This is a genomic window from Paenibacillus cellulosilyticus, assembly GCF_003182255.1.
Lineage (GTDB): Bacteria > Bacillota > Bacilli > Paenibacillales > Paenibacillaceae > Paenibacillus_T > Paenibacillus_T cellulosilyticus.
Genome location: NZ_QGTQ01000005.1, coordinates 129,626 through 146,384, shown reverse-complemented (window position 1 = coordinate 146,384; position 16,759 = coordinate 129,626). Strand labels below are relative to the sequence as shown.

Below are 16,759 nucleotides of genomic sequence, written 5' to 3'. Positions count from 1 at the left end.
CTATTTTTATGTTTTTAATATCCGTATATCGTTATGCTATTAGAACCAGACATACTTCCTTACGTTTTCCTCTGCAACAAGCGAACTCTCTGGACGTGGCGGAATAATGAGATAATGTTTTGTTGCAGTTTCCTCAACAACCTTAAGGTTAGATCCGGCAGGCATCGCGATACCGAATGCTTGTTTAATGGCCTGGATTGGATTGTCCAACAATTGCTGCTTAAAGTCAGGTTCGTCCCATGCCTTCTTGATAATAGCTGTAGTAGACATTTAGCTCACTGCCCCTCTGTTCGTAGGTGATCATTAAAGCCAGTTATATTTCCTTACGTTTTCTTCAGCTGTCAATGCGTTCTCTGGACGAGGAGGGATAACGAGATAGTGACTCGTTGCCGTTTCCTCAACAACCTTAAGGTTGGATCCGGCAGGCATTGCGATACCGAATGCTTGTTTAATGGCCTGAATTGGATTGTCCAACAATTGCTGCTTAAAGTCAGGTTCTTCCCATGCCTTCTTGATAATGGCTGTAGTAGACATTTAGTTCACTGCCTTTCTTCCCGAATGAATGAGTTGATTATTAAATCCAGACGAACTTTCTTACGTTTTCTTCTGCTGTCAGTGCATTCTCTGGACGCGGTGGAATAACCAGGTAGTGGCTCTTTTTCGTTTCCTCAACAACCTTCAAGTTGGATCCCTCAGGCATTGTAATGCCAAATGCTTGTTTAAGCGCTTGAATTGGATTGTCCAACAGTTGCTTCTTAAAGTCGGGCTCTTCCCATGCTTTACTGATAATAGCCGTGGTAGACATTTAGTCCATTACCTCTTTTCTTTTTGTATTAGATTATTATTAAACCCAGGTGTACTTCCTCACATTTCCCTCTACTGGTAGCGAGTTCTCCGGACGTGGTGGGATAACTAGGTAGTGACTTGTCGTCGTTTCCTCAACAACCTTCAGATTGGACCCCTCAGGCATCGTAATTCCAAATGCTTGCTTAAGTGCTTGTAAGGGGTTGTCCAACAACTGCTGTTTAAACTCGGGTTCTGCCCATGCTTTGTTAACGATTGCTGCAACAGACATTTGTCTCACTACCTTTCATATCTAGTAGATTTGTATATGTATTATATTACCATAGAACTATTTGTTAATCCTCATATTTTCCTAAAATTCGACAATAATTGTGAGAACCCACCTTGAGTGGCAAGTCCCTCAACAGCTTGCACAACGTTCGTTGCACTCTCTCGAAGATTCACTACGATAGCTCGCTGATAAGTCTTCAACCTCTGTGGCGCCTGATTGACTTGCTCCATACGCTCTCCATAAGCTTCAGCGATCTCAGCCAGTTGAATGACCGCACCTCGGCGATATATCGCCCGCTTTACAGCCTGCTCGTCCAATGGGCCATCAGCCTCTCCAGCCAGCTCTTCCTTTACGATTGTTAGGAAAGAGTTGCGGCTTTCCTCTTGCATATCCTCCAGCCAATCCGCGTAGTCATCCGATAATTGCAGCACAGCAAGTGCAAGGTCGATGGCCTCTTCTACTTCTGCAATCCGCTGTTCTGTTTGTCCGGACCATAACAGCACGCCTGCTGCACCCAGTTTAATCGGCGCTGCTTTGCCCGCCAGCTGCCTGCAATCCCGAGGATCGACCGATTCAAGCGCTTCACTCGTAACAGCAGACGACCACTGCTCCACATAACGACGCTCATACGACCATATCAATGAATCCTGTGCAAAATAACGTGAATACCGCTTCCGAACCAACACGCTCAGCATCTGAGCAAGCGCCAACGACCTGCGGATACCTGCCGACTGCAGGCGCCCATCGCCTCCGTCCATGACGTCGTCCAGTATGAAATATTGGAGCATCACGTACACGCTTCCAATCGACAGATCCCGGCAAAGCGCTATCGGTGCACCTGTCTCCTCCTTCAGCCAGTAGGGCAGCAGAAAACTGATTGATTTCGCCTGCCCTCCGCTGTTCAATGGATTGCAGCGCTTGAGAAAAGCCAAGCCCATCTCACGCAGCTCGACAGGCAGCTCCTCTAGCTCTCGTGAAGCTTCTTCAAATATGTACGCTATTTCATCCTTGAAATCATCGACTTCTCTCATGGGGCCACCCTCGCATATTGGTTATATTTGTTATTCGACATTATATCATGACATTATAGGAAAAGAAGACTATCTAAAGACAAAAGAAGAGCACCATATACCGGCGCTCTTCTGGTCCATATGATCAATTTAATTATCCCATTCTTCTAACTTCCTAACACCCACTCGCCATCCCCAGGAATCGCAACCTTCTCAAGCAGATCATGCTCCGCAAGCTCAGCTCGCAGCACATCCCGCGTAGCATGACAGTGATTAATCGAATCCATATGAACGGCAATAACTCGCGTATAAGGCGCGTATTGGACTACTTGTATAACGTCCTCTGCATCCATCGTGATCGCATCGCCGACAACGAATCTTGCCCCGCCTGCATTTACAACCGTATGATCCGGCTTATACGCATCGAGTGTGTTCTGCACGTCATCGCACCAAATTGTATCACCTGCGATATACAGCGTAGGCTCTCCATCCACTTGGAACACAAAGCCGGACACCTGCCCCATGAGCTGTCCGATTTCGCCTGTACCATGCTGTCCATCCGTACGATGAATCGTTATGCCTTGGAAGGTGAATGACTCCGCAACCTCTGTCACATCGGCGAAACCGGCAGTGCGGATCGCTTCCGAATTACCCGGCTGGCACACAATCGTCGATGACTTCGACAGAGCTTGTATAGCCGCAGTATCCCAGTGATCCGGGTGTAGATGCGTCACGATGACGGCATCCGGCGCGAGCCAAGCGTCCAATTCATCGGGCAACGGCACCAGCGGATTTCGTCGTTCATTATCAGAATTCATAATTGGCGGGTTAGCACCTTGGTCACTAAACATCGGATCAACTAAAAATGTCGTCCCCGCATAGTCCAGCCATAGCGTAGCATGGCGAATGAGTTGCATGCGCATTGGAATCCCTCTTTTCGGACGGAGTAAGGTTCTGTTACGATATCGATGATAGCATTTATCGCCAAAACCGAACCATAACCTGATGAACGTATTCAGGAGGGTTCACTTTCACCGTGAAAGGAGTGGACGCCAAGTGGCTAACCAAACCATAGATGATACCGATATTCGCATTCTACAAGCGTTGTTGAATGATGCTCTGCTCACTCACAAGGAAATCGGCGAGCTCGTCCACCTGACCGGACAGGCGGTCGGCGCACGCGTGCGCAAACTGCAGGATCTTGGCGTCATCGAAGGCTATACGCTGCGATGGAACCCTGAGCGAATCGGCCTGAGCGTTCATGCCTTCCTTATCCTATTCCTAAACTCCAACCAAGCGCATCAGGCACTTCGGGAATTGGTTCAATCCAGCGAGGCCATTCAAGAGATGCACCGCGTCAGCGGGGAAGGCTGCTACTGGCTGCGTGTCCGCGTAAGTGACATGACCGAGCTTAACAAGCTCCTCGAAGCAATCTTAACGTTCGGCAACTACAAGCTCAGCATGTCGATCGAACAAATTAAGTAGAAACCTCTCCAGAGCCCACTAATATCTTCTGTACATGCCAACCGACTTCGGTTGCGTGTATTCAAACCCGAACTTAAGGTATAGCTGATCTGCCGGAACATCCGCAATCAGACTTGCGTAGGAGCCTGGATGCGCATTCGCGTCCAAATAATCCGTTAAAGCCTTCATAATCAGCTTACCGAAGCCTCTTCCCTGCTGGGATGGGTGAACCGCGATATCGACAATGTGATAAAAGCATCCGCCGTCGCCGATAATTCGCCCCATCCCAACGAGCTGCCCATCATCCCCGCGCAAAGTGACTACATAGATAGATTGCTTCAGCGCGATCCTCGCTCCGGCAATATCTTTCGGGCTTAACCCCGCAGCAAGCCGCAGCGCAGTATATTCCTCGGCGTCAGGCGCCTCATGGCACAGCTCGATCTGATCGTCCATTCTTATCCTCCGTCCGTCATTTGGCTAAACCATGCAGATCATGCAAATCCTAAAAGGTAGGGTAACCCTTTGAATAGGGCTTCCCTGCCTGTTATTGTTCTATGCACTGTGATCAATGTCACAAAACCGTCAATCATTTCCCATTGTGCAACGTTGCCCATTGGGCAATAATATAACTATCCCGTCGGTTGAATAACCGTGTTGAACGACCATTACAGCATTAAGCGAGGGGTGAATGAATCATTACGATCCATAAACAAAGCCTGCGCGACATCAAGAAAGAGGCAACCGCTCTTGCGCTGGCCGAAGCAGCATTCGAGCTTGCGCTCGATCGAGGGCTGGACGGCTTCGTCGTCGAGGACATCGTGCAGCGTGCCGGCTACTCGAGACGGACATTTGCGAACCATTTCTCCTGCAAGGAGGAAGCCGTTGCGGCCGCGGCCGTTATTTTCAAAGGCGCGCCTGAAGAAGAGGAGCTTGTAGCTGAGCTGTCGGGGACAGCCTCTATGGTCGATATACTGCACCAATTGATGCGCATGCAGTTCACCATCGAACAAATCAAGACGATGCGCAAGCTCGTGAGGCTTTCGAAGCAGTCCCCAACGCTCGAACCGTACATTCTGACGATCTTCCACCAGTTTCAGAAGAAGGCGCAGTATATCCTCAATCGCTGCTCACGCGGCCGCCATTCCGAGATGTACACGCACTTGCTTGCTGGTGCTATGTACGGGGCTGCATTACCGCTGCTCGACAGCGAGCTGAATGTCCAATTCCCTGGCGATCCGGACGAGGGAGCTCCGGGCGTCATTACGTTTGACCAGTATTTGAAAGACATGTTCAGGTATTTAAGCAAAGGCTTCTAGAAACACGCCCGTACACGGGCACCTATAGATAAGAAAAAGGAGAGGACCACCACCGCATGTCTACATTCCTGTACAAAATCGGTAAGTCTGCCTACAGCAAGCCTTGGTACTTCATCGTTAGCTGGATCGCTATTCTTGGTGTCGTGCTTGCCCTTATCGGCATTAACGGTATCCACGTCGGCTCTGAGATGAAGATTGAGGGCACCGAGTCCCAGAAAGTGCTCGACCAGCTCGCAGAAGAGCTTCCTGAAGCTTCTGGCGGTCAAGCAAGCGTCGTGTTCGAAGCACCCGAAGGCGAAAGGCTTGATACCCCTGAGCGGGTAGCTTTACTCAGCAAAGCCGTCAATGACGTCTACAATCTCGAGTATGTCATTAATGCAGCCAAATTAGCAGCGGATGCTGCCGCAGCGAATACGGAGCAAGCACAAGGTGCGGCTGCAGACAGTACGCAGCAAGCGGCGACTGCAGACAGCACACAGCAGCAAGCAGCTTCCTCTGATGCGGCAAGCGCAGCGACGTTCGGCCCGCTGATGGATAATGGCGTTCCGGTAACGGGCGTTACGCTTTCGGCAGACGGCAGTGTAGCGTTGTTCCAGTTCCAATTCACCGTTCAACAAATGGATCTGCCGCAAGAAGTTCTCGACAGCGTCATCAATACCGTAACAGCGGTTGAACAAGGCGGACTTGGCATTAAGGCATTGCCTAGCGATACGTTGTCTTCGAAGCCAGCCGTCGGAGCAACCGAAGGCATCGGTATCGTTGTCGCAGCAATCGTCCTCTTCATTACGCTTGGTTCGATCGTTGCAGCCGGCCTGCCGCTGCTCACGGCACTGCTTGGCGTCGGCATTAGCGTCGGCGGTGCGTATGCATTCTCCAAGTTCATCGGTATGACAGATGTAACGCCTGCACTTGCACTGATGGTCGGCCTAGCCGTCGGCATCGACTACTGCTTGTTCATCGTCAATCGTCAGCGCCGCATGATGCTCGATAACGGCCTGAGCGCTCGCGAAGCGGCGAGCCGGGCGATTGGTACGGCGGGCAGCGCGGTATTTTTCGCAGGATTAACGGTTATTATTGCCCTGTGCGGCATGCTCGTTATCGGCATCGCCTTCCTCTCGACGATGGCGCTGGTCGCTGCGGCGAGTGTATTCATCAACGTCCTGATTGCACTCACACTGCTGCCAGCACTGCTCGGTCTCGTGGGTGAGCGCATCTGCTCGGAGAAGGCACGCAAGAATGCAGCAAGCAAGGGCAAATCAGCTGCGCGCCACGGCTTCGCATACCGCTGGGCCAATGGCACGGTCAAATATCGTTGGCCGATCATCATCGCTAGCGTTGTTATCCTTGGCGTAGCTGCTATCCCAGTAGCGAAGATGGATATGGGCATCCCTTCGGGTGCAACAGCTAATTTCGATACGGCAACAAGACAGAGCTATGATGCGATTACCAAAGGTTTTGGTGAAGGCTTCAACGGTTCCCTGCTGCTCGTAGCTAGACCAAATGATGCTTCTAACAAAGTCACACCTGAAGTACTCGGCGCTCTTGTTCAAGGGCTTCAGCAGCATGATGATGTGATGATCGTTAATCCAATGGGTATCAACGAGACGGGCGACCTTGCTATTATTAGCCTCATTCCGAATTCCGGCCCAACGGATGCAATTACCAAGGACCTCGTGAATGACCTGCGCGATCCTAACTCGGCGATTGCGCAAGCAAGCGACGTCAGCATCGGTGTAACCGGCTTTACCGCAATCAACATCGACATGTCGGCGAAGCTGGCGGAAGTGTTCCCGCTCTACGTTGGCATTATCGTAATCTTGTCGATCATTATTCTACTGCTCGTCTTCCGTTCGGTCATCGTACCGATCAAGGCGACGATTGGCTTCCTGCTTAGCATTCTCGCGACATTCGGTATTACGACAGCCGTATTCCAATGGGGCTGGCTCCACTCGCTCTTCGGCTTCGACACCGGCGGTCCGCTGTTGAGCTTCATGCCGATCATGGTTACAGGTATTCTGTACGGTCTGGCGATGGACTATCAGGTGTTCCTCGTCAGCTCGATGCGTGAATCGTATGTTCATGGTCACAAAGGAACGGCCAGCGTCGTGTCCGGCTATGAGCAAGCGAGCCGCGTCGTATTGGCCGCAGCGGTTATCATGGTGTCCGTATTCGCAGGCTTCGTCCTGACGGAAGACATTATGATCAAACAAATCGGCTTTGCACTCGCAGCTGGTATTCTGATCGATGCGTTCATCGTTCGCATGACGCTTGTTCCAGCCATTATGGCTGTATTCAGCGACCGCGCATGGAGCCTGCCTCGCTGGCTGGATCGCCTGCTGCCTAACCTCGACGTCGAGGGCGATAAGCTCATCGCAGAACTGAATGCACAAGAAGAGCAGCACGGTCATGTGAAACCGAAAGTAAGCCGCGCTCATTAATGAAACAAACACCGGAGTCTCCCATATGGGAGGCTCCGGTGTTTTGCATTGTGGTGGACGTTACTCGCACGAACCCGCTTGACAGAATCGACGAATTGGATTATCTTTAATTCAAGATAATTATCTTAAATTTAAGATAATGGCCGTTGATAACATCCAATTACTCATAAAGGAGACGATTGAAGATGACAACTTATCGTACAGTAGAAGGCATTTACCATGGCGCTCCGTTTCATATGGTGGGGGACGGGTTTCGGGTCTCGAACTATTTTCCCGGCGGCAATAACTTCGACTATCGCATCAGCCCGTTCATCCTGCTCGACTATAACGCACCATTCGAATTCCCGCCAAGCCCACATGTAAGAGGCGTCGGTGCGCATCCGCATCGCGGCTTCGAGACGGTGACGATCGCCTATGACGGTTCCGTTGAGCATCACGACAGCTTCGGCAACCACGGCATCGTTGGCCCTGGCGACGTGCAGTGGATGACCGCAGCCTCCGGACTGCTGCACAAAGAATATCATGAGCGCGAATTCTCGAAACGCGGCGGACTGTTCCATATGATTCAGCTATGGGTCAACCTCCCTCGCGAGCACAAAATGCACGCACCACGCTACCAAGAGCTGCTCAAAAACCAAATGGGCTACGTATCGCTCCCAGACGATGGCGGACAGGTGCGCATCATTGCAGGCGAATATAACGGTGTGAAAGGTCCTGCGCTGACGTTCACCCCAATCAATCTGTTCGACATCGCCTTCCAGACGGGCGGCCGGGCCCAGTTCGAGCTTCCGGCGACTTACAACACTGCTGCACTCGTCCTGAAAGGTGCCGTCAAAATCAACGACTCGAAGCAAGCGATCGCGGGCGACTTCGTCCTCTTCGATAACGTAGCTGGCGAGATCACGATCGAAGGCCACACGGATGACACGCTCGTCATCATCTTAAGCGGCGAGCCAATCGATGAGCCGATCGTCCAACACGGACCGTTCGTCGTGAACAGCCGCGAAGAGCTGATCCAAGCCTACAACGACTTCCAGGATGGCAAAATGGGCGATCCGAATTTCTGACTAACAACAAAACAAGGGAAGCGCATCGATGAGATGCCCTTCCCTTGTTCATTTTGCTGCTAGCTATATTGAACAGCCCTCAGCAGCTCAATCGTATATGCCGACTGAGGATCCGCAAGTACCGAATCCGTCTCTCCCATCTCAAGAATCGCCCCATTCTTCATTACCGCAACTCGGTCTGCAAAACCCGAAATGGTCTCCAGCCGATGGGTAATATACAGAATCGACATTCCTTCCGACTGCTTCAACGACAATAGAAGCTGTAAAATCTCTGCCTCGGTAGACGGGTCCAAGGCAGACGTTATTTCATCCGCGATCAGCAGCTTCGGCGACACGGACAATGCCCTCGCGATCGCGATTCTCTGCTTCTGTCCACCCGAGCACTCATGCGGATATCGGCCGAGCAGATCTGCAGACAGCTTGACCTTCGCAAGCAGCTGCTCCGCTTCTGCATAAGCCTGCCGCTTCGGGCAGCCACCTAAGCGCATCGGTTCCGTTACAATGTCACGGATTCTCCAGTATGGATTCATCGAACGATCCGGATTCTGGAAGACAAGCTGAGGCTGCGAAGTTGGCTTACTCATATGGGGCGCCCGCGCATCATCCAGCCATGTGAGGGTACCGCTTGTCGGCTGCTGAAGCCCTACGATCAACTCAGCCAACGTCGATTTGCCCGAACCGCTCTCCCCGATACACGCAAATATTTCATTGTGTTCCAGCTCAAACGTAACGCCATCGACAGCGCGGATCGTCTGCCCTTTGACGCTTCCAGCATAATGTTTGGTCACATTCTCAACTTGCAGCAGCACACTCACATCGTCCATCCTCCTCTATTCTGCTGTATGCGGGTACAGCTGCTTGCTTTGCCTCAAATACTGCTCCTGCTGCTCGTTGCTCAGCCGCCTGCCTTCCTGTAGGACGATGATCTCATCCGAAATATGCAGCGCCGCCGGGAGATCATGTGTGATAAGCAGCAGCGCCATCCGATGCTCCTTCACCTTACGAACAAGCAGGTCGAACACTTCCCTTTTCACGATCGGGTCTAACGCGCCCGTTGGCTCATCCGCAATAAGTACCTTCGGCTTGTTCACTAGCGCAAGCGCAATTAATGCCCGACTCAGCATCCCGCCGCTTAATTGGTGCGGATACTGAGTCAGCACATGCTCGCCAAGCTGTACTTCCACCAGAGCAGCCACAGCCGCTGCTCGCTTATCCTCCATGGTCGTCTGCAGCTTCATTGCTTCATAGAACTGCCTTCCAATCGTCATAATCGGGTTAAAGCTGTTTCTCGGATCTTGAAATATATAAGCCGCGTCCACCCAGCGCTGCATCGTCGACGGCTCATCCTGCATGTACACATCATGACCGTTAATCTTGATCGTGCCCTCTACCGATTGCTGCGGCACAAGTCCATAGATGGCCCGGGCCATCGTGGTCTTACCCGATCCGGATTCACCAACCAATGAGGTAATGCCTCCCTGCTTCACCGTGAAAGAAATCGGCTGAACAATCGTCTTCGCGCCGTACATGACTTGGACATCTTGCACGATAACCGCAGAAGCGTCCTCCGTACCCACCACATTCACTGCAGCTGCATGACTTGCTTTACGGCGAAGCTTGGCAGTAAATCGGTTGCCCGTCGATTTGCTTTCACCAAGCAGCGCAAGCGCTACTGTGATTAAGAGGATTGCCGCCGCAGGAGGTACAATCATCCACAGCCACGCGTTCGTCATGAAAGTCTGTGTGCGCGAAAAAGCATCCTGCAGCATCCGGCCCCACGACACCGTGTTAGGGTCGCCAATGCCGATGAACGACAGGCTCGCTTCCATCGCGATTGCATCTCGGAACGAGAGAATGAACTTCGTCCGCACAAGCGGCCCTATGAACGGCAGCAGATGACGGGAGAGAATGTAACCTGTCTTCCCTTGATACAGCTGCGCCGCCTTAATGAACTCCCGTTCCTTCAGCGACAAGATCGAAGCGCGGATCAGCTTCATGAACCCCGGCCACGTCAGTAAACCGAGTGTCAATATTAGCTGCCAATTGCCGCCTCCTGTGAACGAAGCCACGATCAAAATGAGCAGCAGAGAAGGAAGCACTAGCAGCATATTTGCCAAGCTGTTCAATATCGGATCCAGTCTCTTCGAGTATCCCGCCAGCAGGCCTAATGCTACGCTTAGCACCGTACTGATGCCTGCTGCCATTACACCAATGAACAGCGTCGTCCGAGCGCCATGGACCAACCTGCTGAAAATATCCTGACCAATCACATTTGTTCCCAGCCAGTGCGAAGCGGAAGGCGGGAGCAGCCGATCCGCCTCAATACTGGATGGCGATTGGCTGCTAAGCATCGGCCCAACTATCGCAAGGCATACGAGCAATCCGACCAAGATGACGCCGATTCGCTGTGACCATGATAGCCTCATCATGCTCGATCACCTCTTCCTGCCGTTCGAATCCTCGGATCCAGATAAGGATAGATCAGATCCGCGATCAGATTGAGAAGAAGCACAAACAGCGTCATTATAAGGAATAAGCCGTGCAAGAGCGGATAATCGCGGCCCAGAATCGCCTCCTGCAGCAGCTTGCCAATGCCAGGATAGGCGAATACAGTCTCAACGAGCACTGAACCGGCCATGAGAAATCCGATTCTAAGAATGATAAGCGTGACAAGCGGCAGTGCCGCATTGCGGGTTATATGCTCCGATACAATACGGAACGAACCAATTCCTTTGGCAGCTGCAAACTCCACATAGGGCTCATTGCGTACGCGAACCGCCTCATTGCGCATCAGAAGATACATGCTTGCGACACTCTCGATCGTTAGCGTCAGTGCAGGCAGCACCGCATGACGGACAATATCAATTAAGTGATCCAACCAATCATCCGACCGCAAGAACGCTGTTTTCGCTCCACTAAGCGGAAGCCAATGCAGCTTCACGGCGAAGAAAATCAATAACGTCATCCCGATAAGAAATTCAGGAATGGCGCTTATGCCAAGCATCGTTATGAACAAACTCCGGTCCGTTCTGCCCGGATGGCGCCACGCCGAATAGAGCCCCGCAAGCAAGCCGATCAAGATCGACAGCACACTCGCTGTACCTACAATGAGCAGCGTCCAAGGCACACGGTCCATAATGACCTCAGATACCGGCGCCTTATGACTGATCGATAACCCGAATTCGAATGTGACAATGCCCTTCAAATACTGCACAAACTGCGATCCTAACGAGTCATTCAAATGGTAGTATTCCAGCATTGCCGCCTTCTGTGCCTCTGTCAGAAATACGGCGCCCTCTTCGCCGCCACCCGTAATATACTCAACTGGCCCCCCCGGCAAGAGCCGAGGAAGCCAAAAATTAAGCAATACAACGAATACGAGCACTAACAGGTAAGAGCCGTATTTTTTACTTCTCAACATCAACTAAGAACGCCTTGTTCTCCCACAATGGCATGCCGTCAGCAATACCACCGGAAGTGTTCTTCCATCCGTCGAATACTTTCGCATTGTGAAGATCGTAGAATGGACGATGGTACAGCACGAGGGTAGGCAGCTCATCAGCAAGAATATCCTGCATCTGGTTGATGATTTCATGACGCTTGTTTTCGTTGTCTTCCTGCATCTGCTGTTCAGCCAGCTTGTGGAAGTCACCCAACGCCAGTTCCTTGCCGCGCGCTGCAAGCGTATTCGCAGCTTGACCGGAGAACCATAAACGCAGGAAGTCCGGGTCACCGCTCGCGCCGATATGGCCGGTCAGCGCCATATCGTATTTATTCTCGCCCATAGCATCAGCAAATGCTGCGCCATCCACTTGGACCAGGTTGAGCTCAATACCAACCTTCTTCAGCATTTCCTTCATCATCTCAGCTTCCTGCATGGAAGACGAAGTCATTAGACTCAGCTTCAGGCCGTCGCGAACACCGTTGGCATTTTTCTTATAACCAAGCTCATCCAACAACTGCTCTGCCTTCGTCGTGTCATACGGATATTGCTTCACGTCCTTGTTGTACCAAGGAGAATCGGTCGGTACGACACCTGCATTGCCTACCATAGGCTCAGCGCCCGTCAGCTTGCTCGAGATTTCTTCACGGTTCAAAGCATAAGCAATAGCCTGACGGAGCCGCTTGTCGCCAAGCTGGGAATGCTCCATATTGAACGTAATCCGCACGACGCTGCCGGCTGGCTCGCTCTTGATCATGGAGAAGCCTGCTTGCTGGGCCGTTTCAACGTCCGCGTAGTTGAACGTGTACGTCTGATCGATTTCGCCATTCTGCAAGGCCAGCAGTTTATTCGATACCGATACGTAGGCGATTTCCTTCACTTTCACCTTACCCTTGAAGAAGTTCTCGTTCGCCTCGTACAAATATTGTCCGGATGCCGAATCATACTGCTTCAGCTTGTACGGACCCGTACCAACCAGTGCAGCGTCCTCACGGAATTCGACCGGATTCGTAACGTTCTCCCAGATATGTTTCGGAATAATCGGTACGATGCCAACCAGATCGCTCAAGAACGGCGCAAACTTGTTATTGAGGTGGAAAGCTACCGTCAGATCGTCGATTTTCTCAACGCTCTTGATCTGGCTGACGTCCCCGTTCCAGTTGAACGGATGCGTCTTGTAATAATCGAAGCTGAATACAACGTCGTCAGCCGTGAACGCCTCCCCATCATGCCATTTCACGTTTTCCTCCAGCGTAAACGTATAAGTCAAGCCATCCTCCGAGACATCCCACGACTTGGCCAGCCATGGAATGACGCCCGTATCATCTTTCCAAGTTAACGTGTCGAAAATAAAGGAGTTTCTCAAATAGCCAAATGGACCTGAGGAGCTGAACGTGAATGGCGAAGGATAACCAACGTCACTGCCTGCAATTCGGAGCAGATCGATGGTTGTGCCGTCCTCTGCTGCGGCCTGACCGGTGCCTGCCGCGCTGGCTTGCTCTGTTTCTTTCGTATCCGTGCTGCTTGTTCCGCTTCCCTCGCCGCATGCTGTGAGGATCAAGATCATACTTAGAACAATTCCGAACATTATCTTTCTCATAATAAAGTCCCTTCCCTTTATATATATCTGTAATGATAGGTCTATTGATTCCGTTAGATCTGGCCATTCGCCAGCCAAGGCAGGAAGCCATCCAAGAAGCGTTCCGTCGCTGGCATAAAGTAGGAACCAAAGTGATATTCCGGATCAAGCGTCGTCAGTACGAGCGTCCCCGAAGTGCTCGTCTTATCGATGTACATAATAGACCCGTCGTTCTCGATCTCGATAAGTGATTCCACCTCATGCCGAGGGAAGAACACACCGTGATAATGCCAGGTCGCATCCTCGAGCGTGATATAACGGAACAAATCATGCTCCGGCTTCGATAATACGAGCCCGCTCTTCGCCTCTGGCTCCCGCCACCACCAGAAGTTGGTTGGACGGAATTCCCAGTGATGGCCTTCGAACCAACTCTGATGCTGTGCCCCAAGGGCGACCACGATCCTACCGCTGTTAAGAAAAGCATGGATCTGCTCCATGTGCATGGTCACCATCTCTTGATGAATCTGCGAAGGAACAATGAGCACGTCGAAGGCGTTCAGATCGATGGACGCCAGCTTCGGCAGATACAGCAATTGTGCAATATAAGGCTGATACTTCGGCTCGGTAAAAGAGCGGTACTGATGCGAGCTGCCTGCATAAAGTACGGCGATCTTTCTCATATGCGCACACTCCTTATTGGCATGGCATCATACTCCTCATAGAGGAAACGGCGAAGCTGCTCACCAATTCGGCCTGCACTGTTGTTCTCGTGACGATACCGAAGCAAATTACGACCAGCGTGCACCAGAATCGTTCCTTGGGTACTGAGTCGATCGATATATGTAATCGGCTCGTCTCCCGCCAAGCGCAGAATGACCTCAGCACCTTCCGGAATCGGATGATGGCCTCTGGCGAAGAAGCCTGCAACTCCCTTGTTGTACGTAATATCTTCGGACTGCACGCCCGCAAATATCGAATGATCAAGTACTTGGATCGTGTAATCGAGATGATTGTAAATCGTTTTCGGAACAAAAGGCGCTGCGCCTGGAATCCAGGGCCGGAATAGATGGCCCGAGAAGACAAGAATGTTACCTTGATTCAGGAATGCCTCAATCTTCTCTTTTTGCTCCAGCATCAGCTCTTGATCAATAAACTCATCAATGATCAAGAATCGATGTGCTGCTCCTAATAGGTCGTAGGTAGCGAATTCGTACTGATCGAGTACCAAGGTGCTCGGATCGCTCGCCCCGTCGCGAACGATCTGCTCACTGAAGCTCGCTCCCGAATCCAACAGAAGGAAATCCGCTGCTGTATGCACACTCATGATAGCCGCTTCACCTCCAGCAACTCCGCCTGCGGAAGCGATAATGCTTTCTCGCACAGGGACGCTTTGAGTTGTTCGTTCGCTGCCTTATCTTCGGCGGTGAGGGTGCCTTCTCTCGATTTGAGCAAATAAGCATAGAAAACAGCAGGCAGAAAATTAGGCTTCAATGCCACTTCAACCGAACCCCCTGCCGAATCGGAAATAACGTAAGCGTAGGATTGCGGTCGGAAAGGATCATACTGGGCAACCGGATAATTCACATCGACTGAATACGCTCCTCGCGTAACCGCTCGTGTCGTATATTCGAATGCATCGCGGAAACCCGGCCCTGCATGGCCGGACCGTACGAATAGACTGCTTCGCTCAGGCGCCTCCTCCCCGTATAGCTCGGTTAATGCAGCCTGAACGACTCGAAACCCTACGCCGATGGCCATCAATGCGAGATTGCCATGATAACTACGTAACTCGGAGAACTGCAGCGTTAATAATTCACCACGATCTTTAATTCGAATGACGGACACAGTTGAACACTTCCTTTGATATTGAGAATCATTATTAGTGATAATATCAATAATGATAATGATTATCAATATCAGAAATTGGGATAATGATCGGCTCATGTGTCGATTTCATGAAGGCATTTACTGGTTCATTTGGTGGTAGACAGCACAAGAAAAGGTAAGCCAATGGCTTACCTTTTCTCCTCTCCCTATGACAATGAAGCAGCTTTCTTCCGACCAATGCGTGTCGAGATCACGGCTGCGAACAAACAAACGAAGCCAGCGGAGACGAAAGCGGTGGAGTACGTGCCGAGCCAGTCGCGGAGCGCACCTGCGCCGTATGCGGCGGTGGATGCACCAAGCTGGTGCGCGACAACGACCCATCCGAAAATCATACCCGAGCGCTCCTTGCCGAACTCCTGCGTTGCCAGCTTCACGGTCGGCGGAACTGTTGCAATCCAGTCCAAGCCGTAGAAGACGCTGAAGAGCAGCAGCTCCGTTGGGCCAGCGCTCAGCGCGTATGGCAGGAACAGCAGCGATAGGCCGCGCAGCCCATAGTACCAAGCAAGCAGCCAACGGCTGTCAAACCGATCGGACAACCAGCCCGACAGCGTCGTGCCGAACAGGTCGAACAGTCCCATCAGCGCGAGCAGGCTCGCCGCCGTTACCTCTGTGATGCCGAAATCGCCACAAGCCGGGATGAGATGAGTGCCGATCAAGCCATTGGTCGAATAGCCGCAGAAGAAGAACGTGCCGGCCAGCAGCCAGAACGACTTGCTGCGCAGTGCCGAGCGGAGAGCCAGCAGCGGAGCGAGGAACAGATTACCCCGGAATGGCGTCGGCTGGACGACTTCCGTCGAACCATACGGAGCGACGCCCACATCCGAAGGATGGTTGCGCATGAAGACGGCGACGATCAGCAGCAAGCCAACGAGCACCGCGACAGCCGTATACACAGCCGACTTCCATCCGGATTCTACCGTAATGCGGGCGAGCAGCGGCAGGAACAACAGCTGGCCCGTTGCCGCACTAGCTGTCAGGATGCCAACGACTAGCCCCCTTCTTTGTGCAAACCATTTGTTCGACACCGTCACGCCAAGCACATTCGCCATGAAGCCCGTCGCGATACCTGTGATGACCCCCCATAGAATTTCAAACTGCCACAGCGCATTCATCAGCGGCGTCACCGCCAGCCCAGCAGCCAATAACGCGATGGAGAACAGCATGACCCGCCGTACGCCGAAACGTTCCAAGAACGAGGCCGAGAAAGGACCAACGAGTCCATAGAGGAAAATACCGATCGATACAACGCTCGAAATTCCGCCGCGGCTCCAGCCAAAATCCTTCTCGAACGACAGCATGAAGATGCTTGGCATCGAACGAACACCAGCAGAAACCAGCAGCGTAAGGAACGTAACGGCAACGACAACCCACCCATAATGCATCCGAGGCAGCTTCCGCGCTGTTTCCGTTTGCGGCACCTGATTCATAAGCTCACTCACCCTCTATCATATTTTGTTTGTACATACAATGATTATCTCGCA

19 protein-coding genes are annotated in these 16,759 nt (G+C 51.9%); 4 read left to right on the top strand and 15 right to left on the bottom strand.

Features of this window, described 5'->3' with window-relative positions:
• Positions 1–39 precede the first annotated feature (39 nt).
• The 6 genes from DFQ01_RS09745 to DFQ01_RS09720 all read right to left on the bottom strand — a co-directional run bounded on the left by DFQ01_RS09745 (position 40) and on the right by DFQ01_RS09720 (position 3,008).
• Complete coding sequence (locus DFQ01_RS09745) at positions 40–270, bottom strand: NHLP leader peptide family RiPP precursor (protein ID WP_110043696.1); 231 nt, start codon at positions 268–270, stop codon at positions 40–42.
• 33 nt (positions 271–303) lie between these two features.
• Positions 304–534, bottom strand: a complete 231-nt coding sequence (locus DFQ01_RS09740; protein WP_110043695.1) for an NHLP leader peptide family RiPP precursor — start codon at positions 532–534, stop codon at positions 304–306.
• Positions 535–574: 40 nt separating this feature from the next.
• Entirely contained in the window at positions 575–805 is a 231-nt protein-coding gene (locus DFQ01_RS09735) for an NHLP leader peptide family RiPP precursor (protein ID WP_110043694.1), read from the bottom strand.
• Between the two features lie 39 nt (positions 806–844).
• Positions 845–1,075: an NHLP leader peptide family RiPP precursor gene (locus DFQ01_RS09730; RefSeq protein WP_110043693.1), complete on the bottom strand. Its 231-nt coding sequence runs from the start codon at positions 1,073–1,075 to the stop codon at positions 845–847.
• Between the two features lie 71 nt (positions 1,076–1,146).
• The gene (locus DFQ01_RS09725; RefSeq protein WP_110043692.1) at positions 1,147–2,106 is read right to left on the bottom strand and encodes a hypothetical protein; all 960 of its coding nucleotides are present in this window, start codon (positions 2,104–2,106) and stop codon (positions 1,147–1,149) included.
• A 146-nt stretch (positions 2,107–2,252) separates the two neighbouring features.
• A complete protein-coding gene (locus tag DFQ01_RS09720; RefSeq protein WP_110043691.1) occupies positions 2,253–3,008 on the bottom strand; it encodes an MBL fold metallo-hydrolase in 756 nt (251 codons plus the stop codon).
• A 133-nt stretch (positions 3,009–3,141) separates the two neighbouring features.
• Here DFQ01_RS09720 and DFQ01_RS09715 point away from each other — a divergent pair, with 133 nt between their 5' ends.
• Complete coding sequence (locus DFQ01_RS09715) at positions 3,142–3,570, top strand: Lrp/AsnC family transcriptional regulator (protein ID WP_245946602.1); 429 nt, start codon at positions 3,142–3,144, stop codon at positions 3,568–3,570.
• A gap of 18 nt (positions 3,571–3,588) precedes the next feature.
• Here the strand turns inward: DFQ01_RS09715 and DFQ01_RS09710 are convergent, their stop codons facing one another.
• A complete protein-coding gene (locus DFQ01_RS09710; RefSeq protein ID WP_110043689.1) occupies positions 3,589–4,002 on the bottom strand; it encodes a GNAT family N-acetyltransferase in 414 nt (137 codons plus the stop codon).
• Positions 4,003–4,241: 239 nt separating this feature from the next.
• Between DFQ01_RS09710 and DFQ01_RS09705 the strand changes: the two genes are divergently transcribed.
• The 3 genes from DFQ01_RS09705 to DFQ01_RS09695 all read left to right on the top strand — a co-directional run bounded on the left by DFQ01_RS09705 (position 4,242) and on the right by DFQ01_RS09695 (position 8,370).
• Positions 4,242–4,865 (top strand): TetR family transcriptional regulator, encoded by a 624-nt coding sequence (locus DFQ01_RS09705; RefSeq protein WP_342769985.1) that lies wholly within the window; start codon positions 4,242–4,244, stop codon positions 4,863–4,865.
• 56 nt (positions 4,866–4,921) lie between these two features.
• Positions 4,922–7,303 (top strand): MMPL family transporter, encoded by a 2,382-nt coding sequence (locus DFQ01_RS09700; RefSeq protein ID WP_110043687.1) that lies wholly within the window; start codon positions 4,922–4,924, stop codon positions 7,301–7,303.
• Positions 7,304–7,488: 185 nt separating this feature from the next.
• Positions 7,489–8,370 (top strand): pirin family protein, encoded by an 882-nt coding sequence (locus tag DFQ01_RS09695; protein ID WP_110043686.1) that lies wholly within the window; start codon positions 7,489–7,491, stop codon positions 8,368–8,370.
• 59 nt (positions 8,371–8,429) lie between these two features.
• Here DFQ01_RS09695 and DFQ01_RS09690 read toward each other — a convergent pair whose 3' ends face one another.
• The 8 genes from DFQ01_RS09690 to DFQ01_RS09655 all read right to left on the bottom strand — a co-directional run bounded on the left by DFQ01_RS09690 (position 8,430) and on the right by DFQ01_RS09655 (position 16,705).
• Positions 8,430–9,185: an ABC transporter ATP-binding protein gene (locus DFQ01_RS09690; RefSeq protein WP_245946600.1), complete on the bottom strand. Its 756-nt coding sequence runs from the start codon at positions 9,183–9,185 to the stop codon at positions 8,430–8,432.
• A 15-nt stretch (positions 9,186–9,200) separates the two neighbouring features.
• Positions 9,201–10,799 carry an ATP-binding cassette domain-containing protein gene (locus tag DFQ01_RS09685; protein ID WP_245946599.1) on the bottom strand — a complete coding sequence of 533 codons (1,599 nt, stop codon included), beginning with the start codon at positions 10,797–10,799 and terminating at the stop codon, positions 9,201–9,203.
• Positions 10,796–11,791 carry an ABC transporter permease gene (locus DFQ01_RS09680; RefSeq protein ID WP_110043684.1) on the bottom strand — a complete coding sequence of 332 codons (996 nt, stop codon included), beginning with the start codon at positions 11,789–11,791 and terminating at the stop codon, positions 10,796–10,798. The genes DFQ01_RS09685 and DFQ01_RS09680 overlap by 4 nt, the downstream gene beginning before the upstream one ends.
• Positions 11,778–13,412 carry an ABC transporter substrate-binding protein gene (locus DFQ01_RS09675; protein WP_110043683.1) on the bottom strand — a complete coding sequence of 545 codons (1,635 nt, stop codon included), beginning with the start codon at positions 13,410–13,412 and terminating at the stop codon, positions 11,778–11,780. The genes DFQ01_RS09680 and DFQ01_RS09675 overlap by 14 nt, the downstream gene beginning before the upstream one ends.
• A 53-nt stretch (positions 13,413–13,465) precedes the next feature.
• Entirely contained in the window at positions 13,466–14,071 is a 606-nt protein-coding gene (locus DFQ01_RS09670; RefSeq protein ID WP_110043682.1) for a hypothetical protein, read from the bottom strand.
• Positions 14,068–14,715, bottom strand: a complete 648-nt coding sequence (locus DFQ01_RS09665) for a phosphate starvation-inducible protein PhoH (RefSeq protein ID WP_245946598.1) — start codon at positions 14,713–14,715, stop codon at positions 14,068–14,070. The genes DFQ01_RS09670 and DFQ01_RS09665 overlap by 4 nt, the downstream gene beginning before the upstream one ends.
• Positions 14,712–15,236: a hypothetical protein gene (locus DFQ01_RS09660; protein ID WP_110043681.1), complete on the bottom strand. Its 525-nt coding sequence runs from the start codon at positions 15,234–15,236 to the stop codon at positions 14,712–14,714. The genes DFQ01_RS09665 and DFQ01_RS09660 overlap by 4 nt, the downstream gene beginning before the upstream one ends.
• 188 nt (positions 15,237–15,424) lie before the next feature.
• On the bottom strand, positions 15,425–16,705 hold the full coding sequence (locus DFQ01_RS09655) for an MFS transporter (protein ID WP_110043680.1): 1,281 nt from the start codon (positions 16,703–16,705) through the stop codon (positions 15,425–15,427).
• Positions 16,706–16,759: the final 54 nt, after the last annotated feature.

Bases quoted from the DNA above. Each gene is read 5' to 3' on its own strand.
- DFQ01_RS09745 (WP_110043696.1), bottom strand. From the start codon at position 270: ATGTCTACTACAGCTATTATCAAGAAGGCATGGGACGAACCTGACTTT.
- DFQ01_RS09740 (WP_110043695.1), bottom strand. From the start codon at position 534: ATGTCTACTACAGCCATTATCAAGAAGGCATGGGAAGAACCTGACTTT.
- DFQ01_RS09735 (WP_110043694.1), bottom strand. From the start codon at position 805: ATGTCTACCACGGCTATTATCAGTAAAGCATGGGAAGAGCCCGACTTT.
- DFQ01_RS09730 (WP_110043693.1), bottom strand. From the start codon at position 1,075: ATGTCTGTTGCAGCAATCGTTAACAAAGCATGGGCAGAACCCGAGTTT.
- DFQ01_RS09725 (WP_110043692.1), bottom strand. From the start codon at position 2,106: ATGAGAGAAGTCGATGATTTCAAGGATGAAATAGCGTACATATTTGAA.
- DFQ01_RS09720 (WP_110043691.1), bottom strand. From the start codon at position 3,008: ATGCGCATGCAACTCATTCGCCATGCTACGCTATGGCTGGACTATGCG.
- DFQ01_RS09710 (WP_110043689.1), bottom strand. From the start codon at position 4,002: ATGGACGATCAGATCGAGCTGTGCCATGAGGCGCCTGACGCCGAGGAA.
- DFQ01_RS09700 (WP_110043687.1), top strand. From the start codon at position 4,922: ATGTCTACATTCCTGTACAAAATCGGTAAGTCTGCCTACAGCAAGCCT.
- DFQ01_RS09695 (WP_110043686.1), top strand. From the start codon at position 7,489: ATGACAACTTATCGTACAGTAGAAGGCATTTACCATGGCGCTCCGTTT.
- DFQ01_RS09685 (WP_245946599.1), bottom strand. From the start codon at position 10,799: ATGATGAGGCTATCATGGTCACAGCGAATCGGCGTCATCTTGGTCGGA.
- DFQ01_RS09680 (WP_110043684.1), bottom strand. From the start codon at position 11,791: ATGTTGAGAAGTAAAAAATACGGCTCTTACCTGTTAGTGCTCGTATTC.
- DFQ01_RS09675 (WP_110043683.1), bottom strand. From the start codon at position 13,412: ATGAGAAAGATAATGTTCGGAATTGTTCTAAGTATGATCTTGATCCTC.
- DFQ01_RS09670 (WP_110043682.1), bottom strand. From the start codon at position 14,071: ATGAGAAAGATCGCCGTACTTTATGCAGGCAGCTCGCATCAGTACCGC.
- DFQ01_RS09665 (WP_245946598.1), bottom strand. From the start codon at position 14,715: ATGAGTGTGCATACAGCAGCGGATTTCCTTCTGTTGGATTCGGGAGCG.
- DFQ01_RS09655 (WP_110043680.1), bottom strand. From the start codon at position 16,705: ATGAATCAGGTGCCGCAAACGGAAACAGCGCGGAAGCTGCCTCGGATG.